Genomic DNA, 18,268 nt, shown 5'->3' with positions numbered 1-18,268 from the left:
CAAGCTATCGCCTAAAGAACTGCCAGCGGTCCCGGATCAAGTCCGGGACGACGGCATCCACGGGCCGCCTTTTACGGCACCCGCGCATCCAGTTCCGCCAGCCACACCGCCGCGCCGGCATCGGACGGCGCGCGCCAGTCTCCTCGTGGGCTGAGCGCGCCACCGGAAGACACCTTCGGGCCGTTCGGGATCGCCGAGCGCTTGAACTGACTGAAGGCGAAGAAGCGGCGCAGGAACTTCTCAAGCCACGAACGGATCGTCGCGAGGTCGTATTCGTTCTTGCGATCCTCGGGGAAACCGGCAGGCCAGGTGCCCTTCGCAGTCTCGCGCCAGGCGTGGAGCGCCAGGAAGGCCACTTTGGACGGCTTCTGCCCGAACCGCACGATGTGGTGCAGGAAGAAGTCGTTGAGCTCGTAGGGCCCGATCTTCGCCTCGGTGCTCTGGATCGCGCCGTCCGCCCCGGCTGGTACCAGTTCGGGCGAGATCTCGGTGCCGAGGATGGCGAGCAGCACCTGCTCGGTCTCGGCGCCGAACTGATCGGTCGTGGCGCACCAGCGGATCAGGTACTGGATCAGCGTTTTGGGCACGCCCGCATTGACCGTGTAGTGGCTCATCTGGTCGCCGACACCATAAGTGCACCAGCCGAGCGCGAGTTCCGACAAGTCGCCGGTGCCGATCACGAAGCCGTCGTTCTGATTGGCGAGGCGGAACAGGTAATCGGTGCGCAGGCCCGCCTGCACGTTCTCGAAGGTCACGTCATAGACCGGCTCGCCGTTCGAGAAAGCGTGGCCGATGTCCTGGAGCATCGTCGTCGCCGTGGGGCGGATGTCGATTTCTTCCGCCAAGATCCCTACCGCCCGCATCAGCTTCCAGGCGTTGGCCTTGGTACCCTCGCTGGTGGCGAAACCGGGCATCGTGTAGCCGCGAATGAAGGTGCGCGGCAGGCCCAGCCGGTCGCAGGCACGGGCCGCGACGATCAGGGCGTGGGTCGAATCGAGCCCGCCCGAAATGCCGATCACCATCGACTTCGCCCCGGTCGCCTCGATGCGGCGCATCAGGCCGTCGACCTGGATGTTGAACGCCTCGTAGCAGTCGGCATCGAGCTTGTCGGCGCGCGAGGGCACGAAAGGGAAGCGCGAGATCGGGCGGACAAGTCCGATCTCGCCGCCCGCCGGAGCATGACGGAACGGCACGGTGCGGAACGTCTCCTCCGGCTTGCCCGCAGCTTCCGCGGCGTCGTTGAAGGTGGGCAGGCGCATGCGATCCATGACGATGCGGTCCACGTCCACGTCGGCCACGCAGAGTTCGGGATGGAGCGAAAAGCGTTCCGATTCGGCCAGAAGGTCGCCCAGTTCGTAGATCATGCCCTGCCCGTCCCAGGCGAGGTCGGTCGTGCTCTCGCCATGTCCGGCGGCGGAGTAGACGTAAGCGGCCGCGGCGCGTGCCGACTGCGAGCGGCAGAGCATGTGGCGCTCGTCCGACTTGCCGATCACGATGTTGGAAGCCGAAAGGTTGCACAGCACCGTCGCCCCGGCGAGCGCGCCCAGCGAACTGGGCGGCGTCGCGGCCCAGATATCCTCGCAGATTTCGACGAAGAAGCGGAAGTTCGGCAGCACTTCCGAAGCGAAGACCAGATCGACACCGAAGGGCACGTCCTGCCCGTTCACGCGGATGGCCTGGCCCTTCACCGCCTTGCCGCTGGCGAACCAGCGCTTCTCGTAGAACTCGCGGTAGTTGGGCAGGTAGGACTTGGGCACCACCCCCAGCAGCCGCCCGTGCGCTATGGCCAGCGCGCAGTTGTAGAGCCGGCCCTTGTGCGGCAGCGCCGCGCCGACCAGCAGCACCGGCGACAGATCCGCGCTCGCCCGCACGATCTCGGCCACGGCGGCTTCCACCGCCTCGATCATGGCGGCCTGCAAGTGCAGGTCGTCGATGGCGTAGGAGGAGAGGCACAGTTCCGGGAAGACCAGCAGGTCTACATGCGCCTCATGCGCGCGCCGCGCCTCTGCCAGCACGGCGTCGCGGTTGAAGGCGACATCGGCGGTGCGGACCTTGGGCGTGGACGTGGCGACCCGCACGAAGCCATGTTCGTGCATGGAAAAGAAAGGATGTGCGCTCATGGGCGAATCCCTGACAGGATCGGATGCCAGAAGCAACGCACTCGGCAACTTCCCCTTGCCCTCGCCCGCGCCGCGCTTAAATGGCATGGGCATGCGCAGCCTCGACGACATCCGCGAAGAATACGAGTTTTCCGAAGGCGATGAACGCTATCGCCTGCTGATCGGCCTGGGCGCCGAACTCGATCCCATGCCCGACGCGTTGAAGACGGACGCCACCAAGGTGCGCGGCTGCTCGGCCAGCGTCTGGGTCTATCCGATGGCGCAGGACGACGGCACGCTGCACTTCCTGGCAGACAGCAACGCGGCGATCACCAAGGGCATCGTCTCGCTGGTGATCTCCGCCGTGCAGGACAAACCCGCCGCCGAAGTGGCACGGACCGACATCGCCGCCGCGCTGGAGCCGTTCGACCTCAAGAACCAGCTTTCGTCCAACCGCACCCAGGGCGTACCGAACATGATCGCGCTGATCCGCGAGACGGCGGCGCGTTATGCGCAAGGCGCGGGAAGCGCCGGGGCCGCAGGAACCGCATGAAGCACCTCAGCCGCCACGCATGGATGGCGGCGGGGCTGTTCTTCGTCGCCCTCGGTACGATCGGCATCTTCCTGCCGGTGATGCCCACTGTGGTGTTCTACCTGCTGGCGGCCTGGTGCTTCGGCAAGAGCCATCCGGAATGGGCGGAGCGGCTCTATAACCACCCTCATTACGGCCACAACTTGCGCGAATGGCGCGACCGGCGGGCGATCAGCCGCAAGGGCAAAGTTTCCGCGATCCTGGCGATGAGCGCCTCGATACCTTTCACCTGGTTCACCGTGGGCTGGCCCTGGGTGCTGATCCCCGTGGGCGTGCTGGCAGCGATCGGTCCGTGGATATGGACGCGGGCGGAGTAGCGCGGGCGGAGTAAAACGTCGTCCCGGACTTGATCCGGGACCGCTGGCCTCGCATCACCCAACTCTCGGCAGGGCGCTCTAGCGCTACCTCGCGCCTCAAGAACTGCCAGCGGTCCCGGATCAAGTCCGGGACGACGAACTCTTTTACTCCGGCGAGGTTCTACTCCACCGCCTCGCGCAGCACGGCGATGCCCTGCTCCCGCTGCTGCCGCAGTTCCCGCTTGAGTACCGCCGGATCGCGCGCGACCACGAAGCCGAAGCTCACCCCGCCCTCCTTGCCGATCGTCGCATGGTGGAGCCGGTGCGCCTGCACCAGCCGCTTGGCATAGCCGCGCTTGGGCACCCACTTGAAGTAGCGCTGGTGGACCAGACCATCGTGGATCAGCGTATAGATGACGCCATAGAGCAGCACGCCCAGGCCGATCCAGGTTCCCGGCTCCCAGGCTTCCGGGCCCATGACCAAGGGTGAGCCCACCGCGAACATCGAAATGCTAATCGCCGCGCCGACCAGCGCGTAGAGATCGTTCTTTTCGAGGAGATTGTTATGCGGCTCGTGATGATCGCGATGCCAGGCCCAGCCGAAGCCATGCATGATATACTTGTGACTGGCCCAGGCCACGAACTCCATGGCGGCGGCGGAGGCAAGCACGATCAGGGCCGGAACAAGGGCGGCGGAGAGGAAGGACATGGACGCCTTCTAGCCTCCTCGACGGCAAATGTCAGGCAGTCAGTGCCATATCGATCGCGTGGCACGAAAGTGGGAATGCAGATGCAGCCGTGACGACGCAGGGTGGTACACGGCTGCCCTGCATTCCTCTTATCTTTCAGGCGCCCTCTCCCGTCGGGTCGCAAGGTCGATCTACCGATTTCACCTCGCGACACTTAGTTACAAATGCCGACAGGACTGTGACCTGTGAGTCTTCTGCCGTTCATGTTGGACCTCCTAAATCTGAATGCACGGAACAAACGCCGGTAAACAGAAGGAAAAGTCCCATGCGCAAGATCGCCCGTTTCATCGCTCCCGCTCTGGTTGCTGCGTTGGGCTTCTCGGCCGTCGCGCCGGGCATTGCCGAAGCCGCTGCGCCTCACCGCGAAGCTGCCCGCATCACGCCGAATCGCGAAGCCCGCATCCGCGCCGACATCTCAGGCTTGCGCAATCAGATCGACCGCGCCGCCGCTCGCCGCACTATCAGCCAGCGCGAAGCCCAACGCCTGCGCAACGAAGCGACACAAATCCAGCGTCTCCATGCCACTTATGCGCGGGGCGGACTGACCAGCCGCGAGGTCCAGACCCTTCAGAACCGGATCGACCGCGTCCACGCCGCGCTGCACGCCGAGCGGAACGACCGCAACGGCCACCGCCGCTGATAGCGGCACGACAACGGGGCGCCGCTGATAGCGGCATGACAACCCGCACCGCTGATAGCGGCATGACAGGCGACGCGACTGATCGCGGAAAGCTCCCGTTGACCGCATAGCGAATAATGTTGCGCGAAAAGGCGCGCCGGTTCCCCTTGAATTGCGGGTCCGGCGCGCCTAATCGCCCTTTCACCATGACCACGAAACCGCGCACCCTCTACCAGAAGATCTGGGACGCCCACGTCGTCGACACGCGAGACGACGGAACCAGCCTCATCTATATCGACCGTCACCTCGTGCACGAAGTGACGAGCCCGCAGGCTTTCGAAAGCCTACGCGTGGCCGGTCGTCCGGTGCGCCGTCCCGATCTTACCCTCGCGGTTCCCGACCACAACCTGCCGACCACCGCGCGCAAGGACACCGAAGGACGCGTCCTGCCCATCACCGATCCCGAAAGCGCCCAGCAGCTGGCCGCGCTGAAGCGCAACGCGCCGGAATTCGGCGTGCGCTATATCGACGCCACCGACGCCGAACAGGGCATCGTCCACGTCGTCGGCCCCGAGCAGGGCTTCTCGCTGCCCGGCGCCACGATCGTCTGCGGTGACAGCCACACCGCCTGCCACGGCGGTATCGGCGCGCTGGCCTTCGGCATCGGCACCAGCGAGGTCGAACACGTCCTCGCTACGCAGACCCTGCTGCTCAAGCAGTCGAAGAGCTTCGAGGTTCGCGTCGATGGACAGCTCGGCGCCGGGGTTACCCCCAAGGACGTGGTCCTGCACATCATCGGCGTGATCGGCACTGCCGGCGGCACCGGCTACGTCATCGAGTTCCGCGGCAACGTCTTCGAGGAGATGTCCGTAGAAGGCCGTCTGACCGTCTGCAACATGGCCATCGAAGGCGGCGCCCGCGCCGGCCTGATCGCCCCGGACGAAACCACCATCGCCTATGTCGAAGGCCGCCCTTATGCACCCAGGGGCGAGGACTGGGACAAGGCCGTGGCCTGGTGGAACAGCCTCGCGACCGACCAGGGCGCGACGTTCGACAAGACCGTCTCGATCCGCGCCGAGGATATCCAGCCGACCGTCACCTGGGGCACCAGCCCCGAGGACACGTCTGCGATCGGCGGCGTGGTCCCGGCGCCGGAAGACTTCGCCGACGCTTCCAAGCGCGACGCGGTCAAGGTCAGCCTCGACTACATGGGCCTGACGCCCGGCACCCGCCTCACCGACGTGGAAGTGCAGAACGTCTTCATCGGCTCGTGCACCAACAGCCGCATCGAGGACATCCGCGCCGCCGCGGCCGTGCTCAAGGGCCGTCACAAGGCCGATAACGTCAAATGGGCGATCGTCGTCCCCGGCTCGGGCCTGGTCAAGGCGCAGGCCGAGGCCGAGGGGCTGGACAAGATCATCGTCGAAGCGGGCCTCGAATGGCGCGAACCGGGCTGCTCGGCCTGCCTCGCCATGAATCCCGACAAGGTTCCGGCCGGGGAGCGCTGCGCCTCGACCAGCAACCGCAACTTCACCGGCCGCCAGGGCCCCGGCAGCCGAACCCACCTGATGAGCCCCGCCATGGCCGCCGCCGCCGCGGTCACCGGCAGGCTCACCGATGTGCGCGAACTGGTAGGATAAGCACGACATGTCGAACGATTCGGAAAACAACCTGGCCAGCAAGGCCGCCCTCGCCGCCGGCGCCGCCGTCGGGTCTGCCGCTATCGCCGCAGCGATGCTGTTCGTGAAGCGCCGCAAGGCGCGCCAGAACGAAAAGCCGCTGCACCCCGAACAGGCGCCCGAGACCGACTGATGAAGGCGATCTCCCACGTTGCCGGACGGGCCATCCCGTTCGGCCGCAAGAACGTCGACACCGACGTCATCATCCCGGCGCACTGGCTCAAGACCATCACCCGCGAAGGCCTCGGCAAGGGCGCGTTCGAAGCGGTGAAGAAGGAAGAGGGCAACGTGTTCGAGAACCCTGAGTTCTCGGGCGCGCCGATCCTGATCGCGGGCGACAACTTCGGCTGCGGCTCCAGCCGCGAACATGCCGCCTGGGCCCTCCTCGACATGGGCGTGACCAGCGTGATCGCGCCCAGTTTCTCGGACATCTTCTCGGGCAACGCCTTCAAGAACGGCATCCTTACCGTGGCGCTGCCGCAGGACGCGATCGACCGTCTGATGGAAGTGGCGCAGACCGATCCGATCGAGATCGATCTGGAGACGCAGACCGTCACCACCCGGTTCCAGGATCGCTACAGCTTCGAGATCGACCCCTTCCGCAAGCACTGCCTGCTGGGAGGTCTGGACGAAGTGGGACTGACCATGGCCCAGGGCGATGCGATCGCGGCCCATGAAGCGAAGGCGCGCGACGCCCTGCCGTTCCTGGCAAAGACACCCGCGACGGCCTGAAAACCCATCCTGATACCCCGTCGTCCCGGACTTGATCCGGGACCGCTGGCCGTGAACAGTCCACCTCGCGGCAGGGCGCTCTCAAGCAAGCTACCGCCTCAAGAACTGCCAGCGGTCCCGGATCAAGTCCGGGACGACGGACAAATCTCCATTGCCCCCGCTCGCTTCGCCCCCTATCGGCAGGATGAAGTCCTAATCCGAGGGTATCCGATGACGAGTTTCCAGGATCGCGAACGCGGCGAAGAGGCCAAGTTCGTGCATGATGCAGACACCCAGTTCCGCATCCAGGCGCGCCGCAACCGTCTGCTGGGCGAATGGGCCGCCGCGCGCATGGGCCTTTCTCAGGCCGAAACCGAAGCCTATGCCAAGGCGGTGGTTCAGGCCGACTTCGAGGAAGCCGGTGACGAGGACGTGATCCGCAAGCTGCTGGGCGACCTGATCGCGGCCGGCGTCGATGCCTCGGAACCCGAAATCCGCGTCGCTCTTGAACAAAAGCAGGTCGAGGCGCGCCGCGCCTTCCTCGGCTGAATTTAGGAAGGAACGTCACCATGGCGATGCCTGCCAGTGAAATCGAAGCCATGATCCGCGCTGCGCTGCCCGACGCGGAAGTGGAGATCACCGATCTTGCCGGAGACGGCGACCACTATGCCGCGCGCGTCACCAGCGCCGCCTTCGCGGGCAAGCCTCGCGTGGCCCAGCACAAGATGGTCTACGAAGCGCTGGGCGGCCGCATGGGCGGCGTGCTCCACGCCTTGCAACTCACCACCGCCGTCCCCAACTAATGTCGGCACATTCTGAAGGTTTTAGCGAAATGTCCGACGTCAACGCCCGTATCGACGCGATTGTAAAGAACAACGACATCGTCCTGTTCATGAAGGGCACCCCGCTGTTCCCACAGTGCGGCTTCTCCAGCCGTGCGATCGCCATCCTCGAACAGCTTGGCGCGCCGTATGAAAGCGTAGACGTGCTTCAGGACATGGAAATCCGCCAGGGCATCAAGGCATATTCGGATTGGCCCACGATCCCCCAGCTCTACGTGAAGGGCGAATTCGTTGGCGGCAGCGACATCATGATGGAGATGTACGAAGCAGGCGAGCTGCACCAGCTCTTCATCGACACCGGCCTTGCCACCCAGGGCTGATCGGCTCCATCGCAGGCAATTCTGAAGCGTCCGGGGGGAACCTCGGGCGCTTTTTCGTGACGGCGTGAATGGAAGTGGCTCGGGGAGACGGGGCCGGGAGACATTCGGCCCCGTCTCGATCGAGAATACTCGAGGGTACGTTTATCCTATAAGCACGAGGCGTGCCAATTGCGGGATAGCGCCAAATTTCGCGGTTTTCCGAGGACGCTCAAGCATTCCGCCCACCAAACTGTAAAACATACCGACAGGCGCGATAGGTTGCGGATCGCTCCGTCCAGACGCACGATTACGCTTGCCTCTCCCGGTGGGGCACGCAAACTCGCGCCATGACCCTCTACGCTCCCAGCAACGATCCCATGCCCGCGGACGGCCCGCAGGTCGTGCCCGCAGCCACTCTCGTGATCTTCCGCAACGCTGCCGACGGTGGGCCTCCAGAACTGTTGATGGTCCAACGCGCCCGTGAAATGCGCTTTGCGGGCGGTGCGGCAGTCTTTCCCGGCGGCCGCGTCGATCCTGCCGATCGTGAGCTGGCCGCCGCGCTCCTACCGGATGAGCCCATCGAACTGGCCGCCGCAAGGATAGCGGCCATTCGCGAGACTCTGGAAGAAACCGGTCTGATGGTAGCAACCCACCAGCCCGTCAGCGCTGCGGAAGCGGCTCGCGCGCGCCTCATGTTGCTGGAGCAGGGTGCTCTCGCCCCGGTGCTTGGGCATTTCGGCTGGACGCTCGCGCCCGGACGGCTTGTGCTCTATGCCCATTGGTGCCCACCGTGGGACAAGGGGTTCGATACGCGGTTCTTCGTAGCCGACCTGGGCACCGGCGCCGTGGACGTGACCGTGGACGCCACCGAAAACACCCGGCTGTTCTGGACCAGCGCCGCGCAGGCGCTCGACATGGCGGACCGGGGCGAGATTGCGGTGATCTTTCCAACGCGCCGCAATCTGGAGCGGCTTGCCCGCTTCGCCAGCCACGAGGAGGCGCTTGCCGATATTCGCCGTCACCCGGTGGAACGCATCCATCCTCGGATCGAGAAGGTCGATGGCGAGGAATGGCTGCTGATCCCGGATGGCCATGGCTATCCGGTGCGCGGGCAGCTCAAGGCCAAGGCCGATCGCGGCTGATCCGCGATCGGCCTTGGCCGGAAGGTCAGGTCAGGCCGGTTCCGGCTCGGGAACGGCGTCCGGCCCTTCCAACTTGGGACCGGTCGCCGCGAACAAGCCCAGTACGATAGCCAGTACGAAGAATACCGTCATCGCCTTGATCGCCGGGTCGTAGCTGCCGGTGAGCGTGAAGGCCTTGGCCGATCCGATCACGGCCGAGGCGATGAAGGGCAGGCCGATCAACGTGTTCAACCCGAAGCCACGGCTGTAGCTGGCCTGCCCGAAGGTGTCCGAAAGACCGCGACCCAGCGTGGGAATCGCACCGACACCGTGCATGCCGATCAGGCCCACGACGATGGCCGCAACGGCAAACGATGGATGAAGCAGCAACACCGCCCAGAGCATCGCGCAGTTGAAACCGATAAGCGCCAGCGAGCGACCGCCGCCCAGCTTGTCTGCCAACCATCCGAAGATGATCGACCCGGCAAACCCGGCGAGCGACATGATCGACTGGAGCTGCGCCGATTCTGCGCGCGTAAAGCCCCAGGATTCCCCCATGGGCACCAACAGCGAGCCAAGCATGATGGAACTTGTCATGCTGGCTACCGCCGCCAGGCAGAGTGCCCAAAACCGGGGCGCGGCGAGCAATTGGGCGACACTGAGCGATCCGTCCGAGGTGCGCCGGTCAGCGGAAACCGGGGCTTCGGTCTCCCTGCCGGGCGGATGGTCGATTGCCATCAGGCTGAGCGGAATCAGGATCGCGGCGGTGACGAGGCCGATGGTCAGGTAGAGCGTGGTCGGCGCGATGCCATCCAGCATGCTATGCAGCAGCCACGGCATGATCGCGATCACCACCGGCAGGTGAACGATGCCGAGCGCGAGCCCGCGATTGCCGTGGAACCAACGCGTTACCAGCGTGGCGGGTCCGATCGATCCGGCGAGGCTCAGGGCAGGTCCGAAGAACAGCCCATAGGCAACCAGATAAAGCGCGTAGCTTTGGGTGAAGGCCAACAGGACATATCCGCCCGCCGCCAGGACCGATCCGGCCAGCAGCAGCAACCGCAGGGATATTTTCGCGATCAGCACGCCCACGAAAGGAGCCAGTATCGATGAACCCACCAGCACCAGGGGGATACCGGCAGCAGCAGCCTCCGCACTGACACCGAGCCGCTGCTCTACGGAAGCCAACATGATCCCAAAGGATCCCATGATGGTGCCGATGATCAGGTTGTGCGCCACCCCGGCGATGACACCCATGCGAATGGCCAGAGGGTGATTCGGAATATCCGGCGTGTCGCCGGCTGCATGTGCCATGGTTCTCTCCCGGATGGCGAAGTGCCGGCTTTTCGCCGTGCGTGTCTTTGCCGGGAGGATACGTGGCCGATGACCGGGTGCGAGACTATTGCTCCCTACACCGGAAAATAACGCCTGGGCGAAGTAGCGCTTCGTCTGAAAAATGCCTTCGGCATTTTCATTGCGGCACCAGCCCACGCCCCCACCCGACCACCCGCAGGATACTACCAATGGTGGTCGGGTGGGCGCGCGGGCTGGTGCCGCGAAATTCGCATTCCGCGAATTTCGAAAATCGGCTCTAACCGACCGCCCGCCGATCCGGCGTGAACGTCGCGTGGAGCCGAACGAGATGGTCCACCACGGGCGCGTAGAGCGGGCGGTCGAACTCGATGCCCGCGAAGTCTCCGCTGATCCAGCGGACGATGCCGGTGAGGCCTTCCAGCCCTTGAGGGCGAATCAGCACGCGCATGCCCACGCGGAAGAACGGCTCGGCCATGTGGAGGCAGCAGCCTTCGGCGGTGATGTCGGAAATCTCGCCCCGATCGCGCAAGCCGCTGGCCGTGCGGCATTGCGCCGCCAGCGAAACCGGCTGTCGGCGAGATCGGCGCTGGAGGAAGGGGCGGTCCATGGTCCGGTTATGCAGCAAACCGGTTGATCAACTCTTAAATCGCCCCTTCGACAGCCGGCGCTTCATCCTGCTTCCGGGCCAGTCGTTTGGCCAGCACGGCGCAGACCATCAGCTGGATCTGGTGGAAGAACATCAGCGGCAGGATCACGGCGCCAACTTGCGCCGCCGGGAACAGCACGCCCGCCAGCGGGACGCCGGTGGCCAGGCTTTTTTTGGAGCCGCAGAACAGGATCACCAGACGATCCTCGTGGCGGAAGCCCAGCAGACGGCCCAGCACATTGCCGATCACCATGATGGCAGCCAGCAGCGCAAGCGAAAGAACCGCGATCAGCGCCAGCTCCGCCGGGGTCACCTTCTGCCACAGCCCTTCCAGCACGGCGGCGCCGAATGCCGTATAGACCACCAGCAGGATCGAGCCGCGATCGGTATAGCCGATCACTTTCTTGTGGCGTTGCACGAAGCCGCCGATCCAGGGCCGCAGCAGATGCCCGGTCACGAAAGGCAACAGCAGTTGCAGCGATATCGAAACGATCGGATCGGTCGAGAAGCCCTGCGCTCTGCCGGTGATGAACAGCGCCGTCAGCACGGGCGTGACGAAGATCCCGGCAAGGTTGGAGAACGAGGCGCTGCACACCGCCGCCGCCACGTTCCCGCCTGCTATCGCGGTGAAGGCGATCGAGGACTGTACGGTGGAAGGCAGCAGGGTGAGGAACAACATGCCCGTGCCCAGCGAGGGCTCCAGTCCGGGAATCGCCCTGATGCCAAGCCCCAGCAGGGGGAAGATCACGAAGGTCAGGCAGCCGACCGTCAGGTGCAGCTTCCACGCTCGCGCGCCTTCGAGGATCGCCTCACGCGAAAGCTTTGCGCCGTGCAGGAAAAACAGCAGCGCGATGGCGGCGTCGGTCACACCGCCGGCGAGTCCCGCCCATATCCCCCGCGCCGGCAGCACGGAGGCCAATCCGACGGTCGCGAGCAGCATCAGGAGGTAGGGATCGATGTTCAGCCGGGCGAGAAAGCGATTCATGCGCCCTCCCTTAGGCTCTCGCGCTCCTCGGCAAAACCCGCAACCGAGCCGCGACCATGCAAAAACCGAAAGAACAGTAGGATGTGGCGCGCCCGACAGGGTTCGAACCTGTGACCCCAAGCTTAGAAGGCTCGTGCTCTATCCAGCTGAGCTACGGGCGCGCGTCGCGCCTCCCATAGCGCGGTTCGCCGCTCGCGCAAACCGCATGGACGTCGCAAGTTGTGCTTTGCGGCGTTGCGGCGACGGGTTACGCACAGCCGATGAGCGAAGCAGACCTTATCGGCCCCGATTTTTCCGGCTCCGGTTCTTCCGGGCCGGATACTCCCGGCAGCCTTGCCCGCATCGACGGCCTGGCCGGTGCGCGACGCCACTTCCGCTATTTCGACTACATGCTGGTCGCCTTTGTCGTCATCCTGCTGCTCTCCAACCTGATCGGCGCGGCCAAGCAGGCGCAAGTCGATTTTCCGCTGGTCGGCCCGGTCACGTTCGGCGCGGGGGTGCTGTTCTTCCCCGTCTCCTACATCATCGGCGACGTGCTGACCGAGGTCTACGGCTATGCCAACGCCCGCCGCTGCATCTGGGTGGGCTTCTTCGCGCTGCTGTTCATGGTGCTGATGAGCGTGGTGGTGGTCGGGATTCCCGCCAATCCCGAATGGGCGCTCGCCTCGGCAACCTACACGGTCGCCGGCCAGCAGGTGACGGCGCCGAACCAGGCCGCCTACTATGCGATCTTCGGGCAGACCCCGCGTATCGTCTTCGCTTCCGTCTGCGCGTTCTGGGCCGGCGAATTCATCAATTCCTTCGTGCTGGCGCGGATGAAAGTCTGGACCCGCGGCAAGCACTTGTGGACCCGCACCATCGGGTCGACGGTGTTCGGCCAGGGCGTGGACAGCGCGCTGTTCTACCCGCTCGCCTTCCTTGGCGTCGCCGGATTCACGCCGCATTCGATCGCCCTGCTGGCGTTGACGCAATGGCTGATCAAGACCGGATGGGAAGTCGTGCTTACGCCCCTGACTTACGCCGTCGTCGGCTGGCTCAAGCGGCGCGAGGGCGTGGACGTGTTCGACAGCAACGTGGACTTCTCGCCTTTCGCGAAGACGGGCAGACCGGCTGCCACTTAAGAATAAACCGCGCCTTCGGCTTGGCATGACCGGCCCACCCCGTTAGGTCCGCGCCGACCATGCTCGATCGCATCCTCCTGTCCCGTTTCCGCAACCATCGCGAAACTGCGGTGGACGGCACGGCGCAGTTCAATCTCCTGGTCGGCGAAAACGGCGCGGGCAAGACGAACGTGCTCGAAGCCATATCGCTGCTTTCGCCCGGACGGGGACTGCGCCGCGCCGGGCTGGGCGACATGCCGGGCCAACAGTTCGACGGCGGCTTCGCGGTCAGCGCCGCGCTTCTCGTGGAGGGTGAAGAGCCGGTGCAACTCGGCACCGGCGTTCTGCCCGAACGTCCGGGACGGCGGTTGGTCCAGATCAACGGAGCCGAAGCGCCCGCCGTGCGGCTGGCGGAATGGATGTCTATCGGCTGGCTGACCCCGGCGATGGACCGGCTCTTCGTGGAGGGCGCCGGCGCGCGGCGCCGGTTCCTGGACCGGCTGGTGCTGGCCGTCCGCCCCGATCACGCCGGCAATGCGACGCGCCTGGAGAATGCGCTGCGCGAACGCAATCGCCTGCTCTCGGACGACATGCCCCCCGACCCCCGCTGGCTCGATGCGATCGAAATGCAACTTGCCGAGGCCGGATCGATGGTCGCCATGGCCCGTGCCGATCTGGTCGAAAAGCTGGAGCACACTCTTGCCGCCTTGCCGGAATCGCCGTTCGCGCGGCCTTCGCTCGCCTATCAGCCGGGCGGGCCGATCGAAGCCGAGGCTCTCATCCGCGCGCTTCGCGAAGGCCGCGCGCGCGAGCGCGCAGCACAGCGCACCCTGACCGGACCGCATCGCGACGAGATCCGCGTCACTCTGTCAGGGAAGGGCCAGCCCGCCGCCGACTGCTCGACCGGCGAGCAGAAGGCGATGCTGATCGCGATCACGCTGGCCCACTCGCAGCTTCTGGAAGGCGGCGCGGAGCAGCGCCCGCGCCTGCTGCTGCTGGACGAAGTGGCCGCCCATCTCGACCCGCTGCGACGCGAGGCCCTGTTCGATCGCCTGCGGGCAGGCTCGGCGCAAGTCTGGCTGACCGGCACGGAAATTGCGCCGTTCGATGCCATCGCCAAGGAGGCGGCCGTCTGGGAGGTCAGCTCGGGTTCGGTCCGCCGCTTAAGTTAGGAAGCGCCTCCACCACGTCGTCCACCGTGGCGCTGACGATCGCGTCGATGCCCAGCGCGGTCGGGTGGACGTGGTCCTGCTGCATCAGATCCGGCTTGTCGATCACCGGCTGAAGGAAGAACGGCACCAGCGTTGCCCCGTATTTCTGGGCGAGCTGGGGGTAGATCGGATTAAACTTTTCCGCATAGTCCTTGCCCAGATTGGGTGCAGCCATCATGCCCAGCAGGACGATGCGAATGTTATCGCCCTTCAGCCGCTTCAGCACGTCCTCCAGGTTTCGGCGCGTCTCCGCAGGCGGCAGCGAACGCAGCATGTCGTTGCCGCCCAGGCTGACGATCGCAAGCTCCGGTTTCGGGGACTGGCTCTTCAACGTGAAGTCCAGCCGCTCCAACCCCGCCGCCGTGGTATCTCCGGAAACGCCGGCATTGGCGATCTTCGCATTCACCCCGCGCGCTCTCAGCGCCTGTTCGAGCCGGTCGGGGTAGCTTTCGCCGTCGTCGAGGCCGTAGCCTGCCAGCAGGGAATCTCCGAAGGCCAGAATCGGCCGCTCCGGCCCCATGACGGGAATCGCGGGCGGGGCATCGACGGCGTTCTGCGTCTGCTCCGAGGCAGTCGATGCCGCTCTATCTGCTCCCCCATTTTCACTGCCGCCGCAGGCGCCGAGCAGGACTGGCAGCAGCAGCGCGGGAACCAGCAGGACTTTCGCATGAGCGCGCAAGGCTTTCTCCTTGAAAAACGGGGTTTCGCCTCGCCATATGGGGCCTGTGAACGATCCTTCCCAGCCCCCCGCCCCGTCAATTCTCGCGCAGGACCTGCGTCTCACCCTCGGCAGCGGCGACAGCGCGGTCGAAATCCTCAAGGGGATCGACCTCGTCGTGCCCCGGGGCCAGACCGTGGCGCTGCTCGGCCCCTCCGGCTCGGGCAAGTCCTCGCTGATGTCGGTTCTTTCCGGACTGGAGCGGGCGAGTTCAGGCTCGCTGAGCGTTGCCGGAGAAGATTTTGCGGCCATGGACGAGGATGCGCTGGCCCGCGCGCGACGCGGGCGGATCGGCGTGGTGCTCCAGGCATTCCATCTCCTGCCGACGATGACCGCGGTCGAGAACGTGGCGACCCCGCTGGAGCTGGCCGGAATGGCCGACGCCCGTGAGCGGGCCGAGGCGGAACTGGCCGCCGTGGGCCTCGGCCATCGCCTTTCGCACTATCCCGCGCAGCTTTCCGGCGGCGAACAGCAGCGCGTGGCGATCGCCCGCGCGCTGGCGCCGCGCCCCTCGCTGGTCTTCGCCGACGAACCGACCGGCAATCTCGATGCCGCCACCGGCGCCACGATCGTCGACCTGCTGTTCACCCGCCGCGCAGAAGCGGGGGCGACCCTGCTCATCATCACCCATGACGAAAGCCTTGCCCATCACTGCGAGCGCGTGGTGACCCTGGCCGATGGCCGGATCGCGAGCGACCGACTTGCCTGAGCAATCGCCTGCTTCGACGCTTCCCGCCGGCTCCTTTCCCAGCGCCTCCCTTCCCTGGCGTACCGCCTGGAAACTGGCCCGGCGCGATCTTTCGGCGCGGTTCAAGGGCCTGCGCCTGCTGCTGGTCTGCCTGTTCCTGGGCGTCGGCGCGCTGGCCGCCATCGGTACGCTGACAGGCTCGATCGAGCGCGAATTGACGACTCGCGGGCGGGAGGTGCTGGGCGGCGACATCGAACTCAAGACTTGGCAACGCAGCCTGTCGGCAAAGGAAATCTCCGCGCTCGCCCGCTATGGCAAGGTTTCGGCAGGACTGCGCTTGCAGGCCATTGCGCGCAAGGGCGACCTCACGGCACCCGTGGCGCTGAAGGCGGTGGACGTGCATTGGCCGCTTTATGGCCGCCTGGAACTCAAGGACGGTCGCCGGGTCGGCGCTCCACCGCAAGGCGTGGTCTGGCTGTCGGAAGGGACGGCGGCGCGGCTGGAAGTGAGACCGGGCGATACCGTGTCCCTCGGCGGCGTGGACCAGCGCGTCGGCGGCGTGATCGCCAGCGATCCGGAAAAGCTCTCCGAAGGCTTCGCGCTGGGCGACACCGCGATTTCGACGCTCGACTTGCCCGAGCGCGCGGGGCTGACCCAGCCGGGCGCCATGTATCGCAGCGCCACCCGCGTGCGCTTTGCCGATCCGGTTCGCGATCCGGAGACCGTGGTCGATGCGCTCAAGAAGCGCTTCGGCGACGATGCCTTCGACGCCCGCACCCGCAACGCGGCATCGCCTTCCACGCAGCGCTTCGTCGGCCGGATGGGTCAGTTCCTTGCGCTGGTGGGCCTGGCGGCGCTGGTCATCGCCGGGATCGGCATCGGCGGCGGGGTATCGTCTTATCTGGAAGCGCGGCGGACCTCGATCGCGACGCTCAAGGTGCTCGGCGCCACGAGCCGCGACATCGCGCGGATCTATCTGCTGCAAGTGGGCGCGGCGGCGCTTGTCGGAAGTGTCGCCGGGCTCGTGGCAGGCGTGCTGGTAACGCCGCTGCTGGCGCAGGCGCTGGGATCGCTGCTTCCGGTCGATACGGGATTCACGATATCCCCTGCCGCGCTGGCGACGGCTGCGGCCTATGGACTGCTGGTGGCGCTGATCTTCGCGGCGCCGCCGCTTGCAAGGGCGCGCAGCTTCCCGGCCATGGCCCTGATGCGCGCGCAAGTGGCGCCGTTGGCCGCGAAACGCCGGGCATGGCTGCTGCCCGTGGGCCTCGGCCTCGCCGCCGTGGTCGCCCTGGCGCTGCTCAACGCCGCCCAGCCGCTGGTGACACTAGGCTTCCTGGCCGGCGCCGCGCTGATGCTCGCCTTGCTGGCGCTGATCGGGCTGGGCATCCGTCACCTTGCCGCGCGCCTGCCCCGCCCGCGCGACCCCATGCTGCGCGCAGGCCTCGCCAACCTCCATCGTCCCGGCGCGCAAACCGGCGCCTTGGTGACGGCGCTGGGCTTCGGCCTGTCCGCCTTCGTGCTGATCGCCGCCGTCCAGACGAGCCTTGATGCCAATATCCGCAAGACCGTGCCGGCCCGCGCCCCGGCCTTCTTCCTGCTCGACGTTCCGAAGGACAAGGCCGGCGAACTGCGCCAGATCGCCGGACGCGAGATGCCCGGCGCGATCGTGCGGACGGTGCCGAACATGCGCGGCCGCATCCTCGCCTATGGCCCGAAGGACCGCATGACCCGCGTATCGGACCTGAAGGAAATTCCCGAGGACGCCTGGGCCCTCAAGGGCGAGCGTGGCCTGACTTATTCGGCCAAGGTGCCGGAAGGCAGCACCGTCACCTCCGGCCGCTGGTGGCCTGCCGACCACAGGGGAGAGGCGCTCGTTTCGGTGGACGAAAAGTTCGCGCAGACGGTGGGCCTGAAGGTGGGAGACTACCTGACGGTCGGCCTGCTCGGGGTGGAGCGCACCGCAAGGATTGCCGCGCTGCGCCGGATCGACTGGGACACGCTGGGCTTCAACTTCGTGCTGGTGTTCTCGCCCAGCGCGCTGGCGGATGCGCCGCACAATCTGGCAGCGACCATCGAGGGTCCGGACGGAAAGGCTTCAGGTGGGCTGCTGCCGCGCCTCGCACGCGCCTTCCCGTCAAGCTCGGTGATCGAAACCGGCACAGTGCTGCGCGATGCGCGCGATCTGCTGGACCAGATGACTCTGGCCATTCTCGCTGCCGCCTCGGTGGCCGTGCTGGCGGGCCTTGCGGTGCTGTTCGGCGCGATCGCGGCGGCGCGCGCCAGCCGCACTTACGACAACGTGATTTTGCGCGTGCTGGGCGCCAGCCGGGGCCAGCTCCTGCTGCTTCAGGTGGCGGAGTACGGGCTGATCGCCATGGTGCTCGCCCTGGTCGCGCTGGGCGCGGGCAGCGCCATGGCCTGGGCGGTGATCGTCAAGCTGTTCGAGTTCGACTGGTTGCCCGATTGGCCACGCATCCTGGCCGTGCTCGGCGCCGGGATCGTGCTGATCCTGACGTTTGCCCTCGCCGGTTCGCTGCCGCTGTTGCGCGCGAAGCCGGCAAGGGCATTGCGGGAGCTTTAGAGCATTTTCTAATCA

Annotated in this window: 20 protein-coding genes and 1 tRNA gene; 14 read left to right on the top strand and 7 right to left on the bottom strand. The window is 66.1% G+C overall.

What is annotated here, in order from left to right; genetic code table 11:
- Nucleotides 1–71: 71 nt before the first annotated feature.
- Nucleotides 72–2,120: an NAD(+) synthase gene (locus RT424_RS07255; RefSeq protein ID WP_313435757.1), complete on the bottom strand. Its 2,049-nt coding sequence runs from the start codon at nucleotides 2,118–2,120 to the stop codon at nucleotides 72–74.
- A 91-nt stretch (nucleotides 2,121–2,211) separates the two neighbouring features.
- Here RT424_RS07255 and RT424_RS07250 point away from each other — a divergent pair, with 91 nt between their 5' ends.
- Together RT424_RS07250 and RT424_RS07245 are read left to right on the top strand one after the other, a co-directional pair.
- Nucleotides 2,212–2,652, top strand: a complete 441-nt coding sequence (locus RT424_RS07250) for a SufE family protein (RefSeq protein ID WP_313435821.1) — start codon at nucleotides 2,212–2,214, stop codon at nucleotides 2,650–2,652.
- A complete protein-coding gene (locus RT424_RS07245; RefSeq protein WP_313435755.1) occupies nucleotides 2,649–3,008 on the top strand; it encodes a YbaN family protein in 360 nt (119 codons plus the stop codon). The genes RT424_RS07250 and RT424_RS07245 overlap by 4 nt, the downstream gene beginning before the upstream one ends.
- A gap of 160 nt (nucleotides 3,009–3,168) precedes the next feature.
- Here the strand turns inward: RT424_RS07245 and RT424_RS07240 are convergent, their stop codons facing one another.
- Nucleotides 3,169–3,696, bottom strand: coding sequence for a sterol desaturase family protein (locus RT424_RS07240; RefSeq protein WP_313435753.1), 528 nt, complete (start codon nucleotides 3,694–3,696; stop codon nucleotides 3,169–3,171).
- 305 nt (nucleotides 3,697–4,001) lie between these two features.
- On the opposite strand from RT424_RS07240, the gene RT424_RS07235 reads away from it, so the two are divergent.
- From RT424_RS07235 to RT424_RS07200, 8 genes are all read left to right on the top strand, one after another.
- Nucleotides 4,002–4,376: a hypothetical protein gene (locus RT424_RS07235; RefSeq protein ID WP_313435751.1), complete on the top strand. Its 375-nt coding sequence runs from the start codon at nucleotides 4,002–4,004 to the stop codon at nucleotides 4,374–4,376.
- A 185-nt stretch (nucleotides 4,377–4,561) separates the two neighbouring features.
- Nucleotides 4,562–5,995 carry a 3-isopropylmalate dehydratase large subunit gene (leuC, locus tag RT424_RS07230; protein ID WP_313435749.1) on the top strand — a complete coding sequence of 478 codons (1,434 nt, stop codon included), beginning with the start codon at nucleotides 4,562–4,564 and terminating at the stop codon, nucleotides 5,993–5,995.
- 7 nt (nucleotides 5,996–6,002) lie between these two features.
- Nucleotides 6,003–6,167, top strand: a complete 165-nt coding sequence (locus RT424_RS07225; protein ID WP_313435747.1) for a hypothetical protein — start codon at nucleotides 6,003–6,005, stop codon at nucleotides 6,165–6,167.
- Nucleotides 6,167–6,766: a 3-isopropylmalate dehydratase small subunit gene (gene leuD / locus RT424_RS07220; RefSeq protein ID WP_313435745.1), complete on the top strand. Its 600-nt coding sequence runs from the start codon at nucleotides 6,167–6,169 to the stop codon at nucleotides 6,764–6,766. Before RT424_RS07225 ends, leuD begins: the two co-directional genes overlap by 1 nt.
- A 210-nt stretch (nucleotides 6,767–6,976) precedes the next feature.
- Nucleotides 6,977–7,294: a DUF1476 domain-containing protein gene (locus RT424_RS07215; protein WP_313435743.1), complete on the top strand. Its 318-nt coding sequence runs from the start codon at nucleotides 6,977–6,979 to the stop codon at nucleotides 7,292–7,294.
- A gap of 20 nt (nucleotides 7,295–7,314) precedes the next feature.
- On the top strand, nucleotides 7,315–7,548 hold the full coding sequence (locus RT424_RS07210; protein ID WP_086490235.1) for a BolA/IbaG family iron-sulfur metabolism protein: 234 nt from the start codon (nucleotides 7,315–7,317) through the stop codon (nucleotides 7,546–7,548).
- A gap of 29 nt (nucleotides 7,549–7,577) precedes the next feature.
- Entirely contained in the window at nucleotides 7,578–7,907 is a 330-nt protein-coding gene (grxD, locus tag RT424_RS07205) for a Grx4 family monothiol glutaredoxin (protein ID WP_313435741.1), read from the top strand.
- 326 nt (nucleotides 7,908–8,233) lie between these two features.
- The gene (locus RT424_RS07200; RefSeq protein WP_313435739.1) at nucleotides 8,234–9,028 is read left to right on the top strand and encodes an NUDIX domain-containing protein; all 795 of its coding nucleotides are present in this window, start codon (nucleotides 8,234–8,236) and stop codon (nucleotides 9,026–9,028) included.
- Between the two features lie 30 nt (nucleotides 9,029–9,058).
- On the opposite strand, the gene RT424_RS07195 is transcribed toward RT424_RS07200, so the two are convergent.
- The 4 genes from RT424_RS07195 to RT424_RS07180 all read right to left on the bottom strand — a co-directional run bounded on the left by RT424_RS07195 (nucleotide 9,059) and on the right by RT424_RS07180 (nucleotide 12,113).
- Complete coding sequence (locus RT424_RS07195) at nucleotides 9,059–10,321, bottom strand: MFS transporter (RefSeq protein WP_313435737.1); 1,263 nt, start codon at nucleotides 10,319–10,321, stop codon at nucleotides 9,059–9,061.
- A 277-nt stretch (nucleotides 10,322–10,598) separates the two neighbouring features.
- Nucleotides 10,599–10,928, bottom strand: coding sequence for a PilZ domain-containing protein (locus RT424_RS07190; RefSeq protein WP_313435735.1), 330 nt, complete (start codon nucleotides 10,926–10,928; stop codon nucleotides 10,599–10,601).
- 34 nt (nucleotides 10,929–10,962) lie between these two features.
- Nucleotides 10,963–11,952, bottom strand: a complete 990-nt coding sequence (locus tag RT424_RS07185) for a bile acid:sodium symporter family protein (RefSeq protein WP_313435733.1) — start codon at nucleotides 11,950–11,952, stop codon at nucleotides 10,963–10,965.
- 84 nt (nucleotides 11,953–12,036) lie between these two features.
- Nucleotides 12,037–12,113 (bottom strand) — tRNA-Arg (locus RT424_RS07180).
- A 228-nt stretch (nucleotides 12,114–12,341) separates the two neighbouring features.
- On the opposite strand from RT424_RS07180, the gene RT424_RS07175 reads away from it, so the two are divergent.
- On the top strand, nucleotides 12,342–13,073 hold the full coding sequence (locus tag RT424_RS07175) for a queuosine precursor transporter (RefSeq protein ID WP_409521450.1): 732 nt from the start codon (nucleotides 12,342–12,344) through the stop codon (nucleotides 13,071–13,073).
- A 59-nt stretch (nucleotides 13,074–13,132) separates the two neighbouring features.
- Complete coding sequence (gene recF / locus RT424_RS07170; protein ID WP_313435729.1) at nucleotides 13,133–14,224, top strand: DNA replication/repair protein RecF; 1,092 nt, start codon at nucleotides 13,133–13,135, stop codon at nucleotides 14,222–14,224.
- Here the strand turns inward: recF and RT424_RS07165 are convergent.
- On the bottom strand, nucleotides 14,193–14,942 hold the full coding sequence (locus RT424_RS07165; protein WP_313435727.1) for an arylesterase: 750 nt from the start codon (nucleotides 14,940–14,942) through the stop codon (nucleotides 14,193–14,195). The two genes, recF and RT424_RS07165, sit on opposite strands and share 32 nt — an antisense overlap.
- Before the next feature lie 37 nt (nucleotides 14,943–14,979).
- On the opposite strand from RT424_RS07165, the gene RT424_RS07160 reads away from it, so the two are divergent.
- Nucleotides 14,980–15,690 (top strand): ABC transporter ATP-binding protein, encoded by a 711-nt coding sequence (locus RT424_RS07160; RefSeq protein ID WP_404914642.1) that lies wholly within the window; start codon nucleotides 14,980–14,982, stop codon nucleotides 15,688–15,690.
- A complete protein-coding gene (locus RT424_RS07155; RefSeq protein ID WP_313435723.1) occupies nucleotides 15,659–18,253 on the top strand; it encodes an FtsX-like permease family protein in 2,595 nt (864 codons plus the stop codon). Before RT424_RS07160 ends, RT424_RS07155 begins: the two co-directional genes overlap by 32 nt.
- Nucleotides 18,254–18,268: the final 15 nt, after the last annotated feature.

The sequence above is a fragment of the Novosphingobium sp. genome, assembly GCF_032093395.1.
Lineage (GTDB): Bacteria > Pseudomonadota > Alphaproteobacteria > Sphingomonadales > Sphingomonadaceae > Novosphingobium.
This window is presented reverse-complemented; position numbering and strand designations above follow the sequence as displayed.

Bases quoted from the DNA above. Each gene is read 5' to 3' on its own strand.
- RT424_RS07215 (WP_313435743.1), top strand. From the start codon at position 6,977: ATGACGAGTTTCCAGGATCGCGAACGCGGCGAAGAGGCCAAGTTCGTG.
- RT424_RS07245 (WP_313435755.1), top strand. From the start codon at position 2,649: ATGAAGCACCTCAGCCGCCACGCATGGATGGCGGCGGGGCTGTTCTTC.
- RT424_RS07155 (WP_313435723.1), top strand. From the start codon at position 15,659: ATGGCCGGATCGCGAGCGACCGACTTGCCTGAGCAATCGCCTGCTTCG.
- RT424_RS07235 (WP_313435751.1), top strand. From the start codon at position 4,002: ATGCGCAAGATCGCCCGTTTCATCGCTCCCGCTCTGGTTGCTGCGTTG.
- RT424_RS07240 (WP_313435753.1), bottom strand. From the start codon at position 3,696: ATGTCCTTCCTCTCCGCCGCCCTTGTTCCGGCCCTGATCGTGCTTGCC.
- grxD (WP_313435741.1), top strand. From the start codon at position 7,578: ATGTCCGACGTCAACGCCCGTATCGACGCGATTGTAAAGAACAACGAC.
- RT424_RS07175 (WP_409521450.1), top strand. From the start codon at position 12,342: ATGCTGGTCGCCTTTGTCGTCATCCTGCTGCTCTCCAACCTGATCGGC.
- RT424_RS07190 (WP_313435735.1), bottom strand. From the start codon at position 10,928: ATGGACCGCCCCTTCCTCCAGCGCCGATCTCGCCGACAGCCGGTTTCG.
- RT424_RS07200 (WP_313435739.1), top strand. From the start codon at position 8,234: ATGACCCTCTACGCTCCCAGCAACGATCCCATGCCCGCGGACGGCCCG.
- RT424_RS07195 (WP_313435737.1), bottom strand. From the start codon at position 10,321: ATGGCACATGCAGCCGGCGACACGCCGGATATTCCGAATCACCCTCTG.
- RT424_RS07185 (WP_313435733.1), bottom strand. From the start codon at position 11,952: ATGAATCGCTTTCTCGCCCGGCTGAACATCGATCCCTACCTCCTGATG.
- RT424_RS07210 (WP_086490235.1), top strand. From the start codon at position 7,315: ATGGCGATGCCTGCCAGTGAAATCGAAGCCATGATCCGCGCTGCGCTG.
- leuD (WP_313435745.1), top strand. From the start codon at position 6,167: ATGAAGGCGATCTCCCACGTTGCCGGACGGGCCATCCCGTTCGGCCGC.
- leuC (WP_313435749.1), top strand. From the start codon at position 4,562: ATGACCACGAAACCGCGCACCCTCTACCAGAAGATCTGGGACGCCCAC.
- RT424_RS07225 (WP_313435747.1), top strand. From the start codon at position 6,003: ATGTCGAACGATTCGGAAAACAACCTGGCCAGCAAGGCCGCCCTCGCC.
- RT424_RS07255 (WP_313435757.1), bottom strand. From the start codon at position 2,120: ATGAGCGCACATCCTTTCTTTTCCATGCACGAACATGGCTTCGTGCGG.
- RT424_RS07250 (WP_313435821.1), top strand. From the start codon at position 2,212: ATGCGCAGCCTCGACGACATCCGCGAAGAATACGAGTTTTCCGAAGGC.
- recF (WP_313435729.1), top strand. From the start codon at position 13,133: ATGCTCGATCGCATCCTCCTGTCCCGTTTCCGCAACCATCGCGAAACT.
- RT424_RS07160 (WP_404914642.1), top strand. From the start codon at position 14,980: ATGGGGCCTGTGAACGATCCTTCCCAGCCCCCCGCCCCGTCAATTCTC.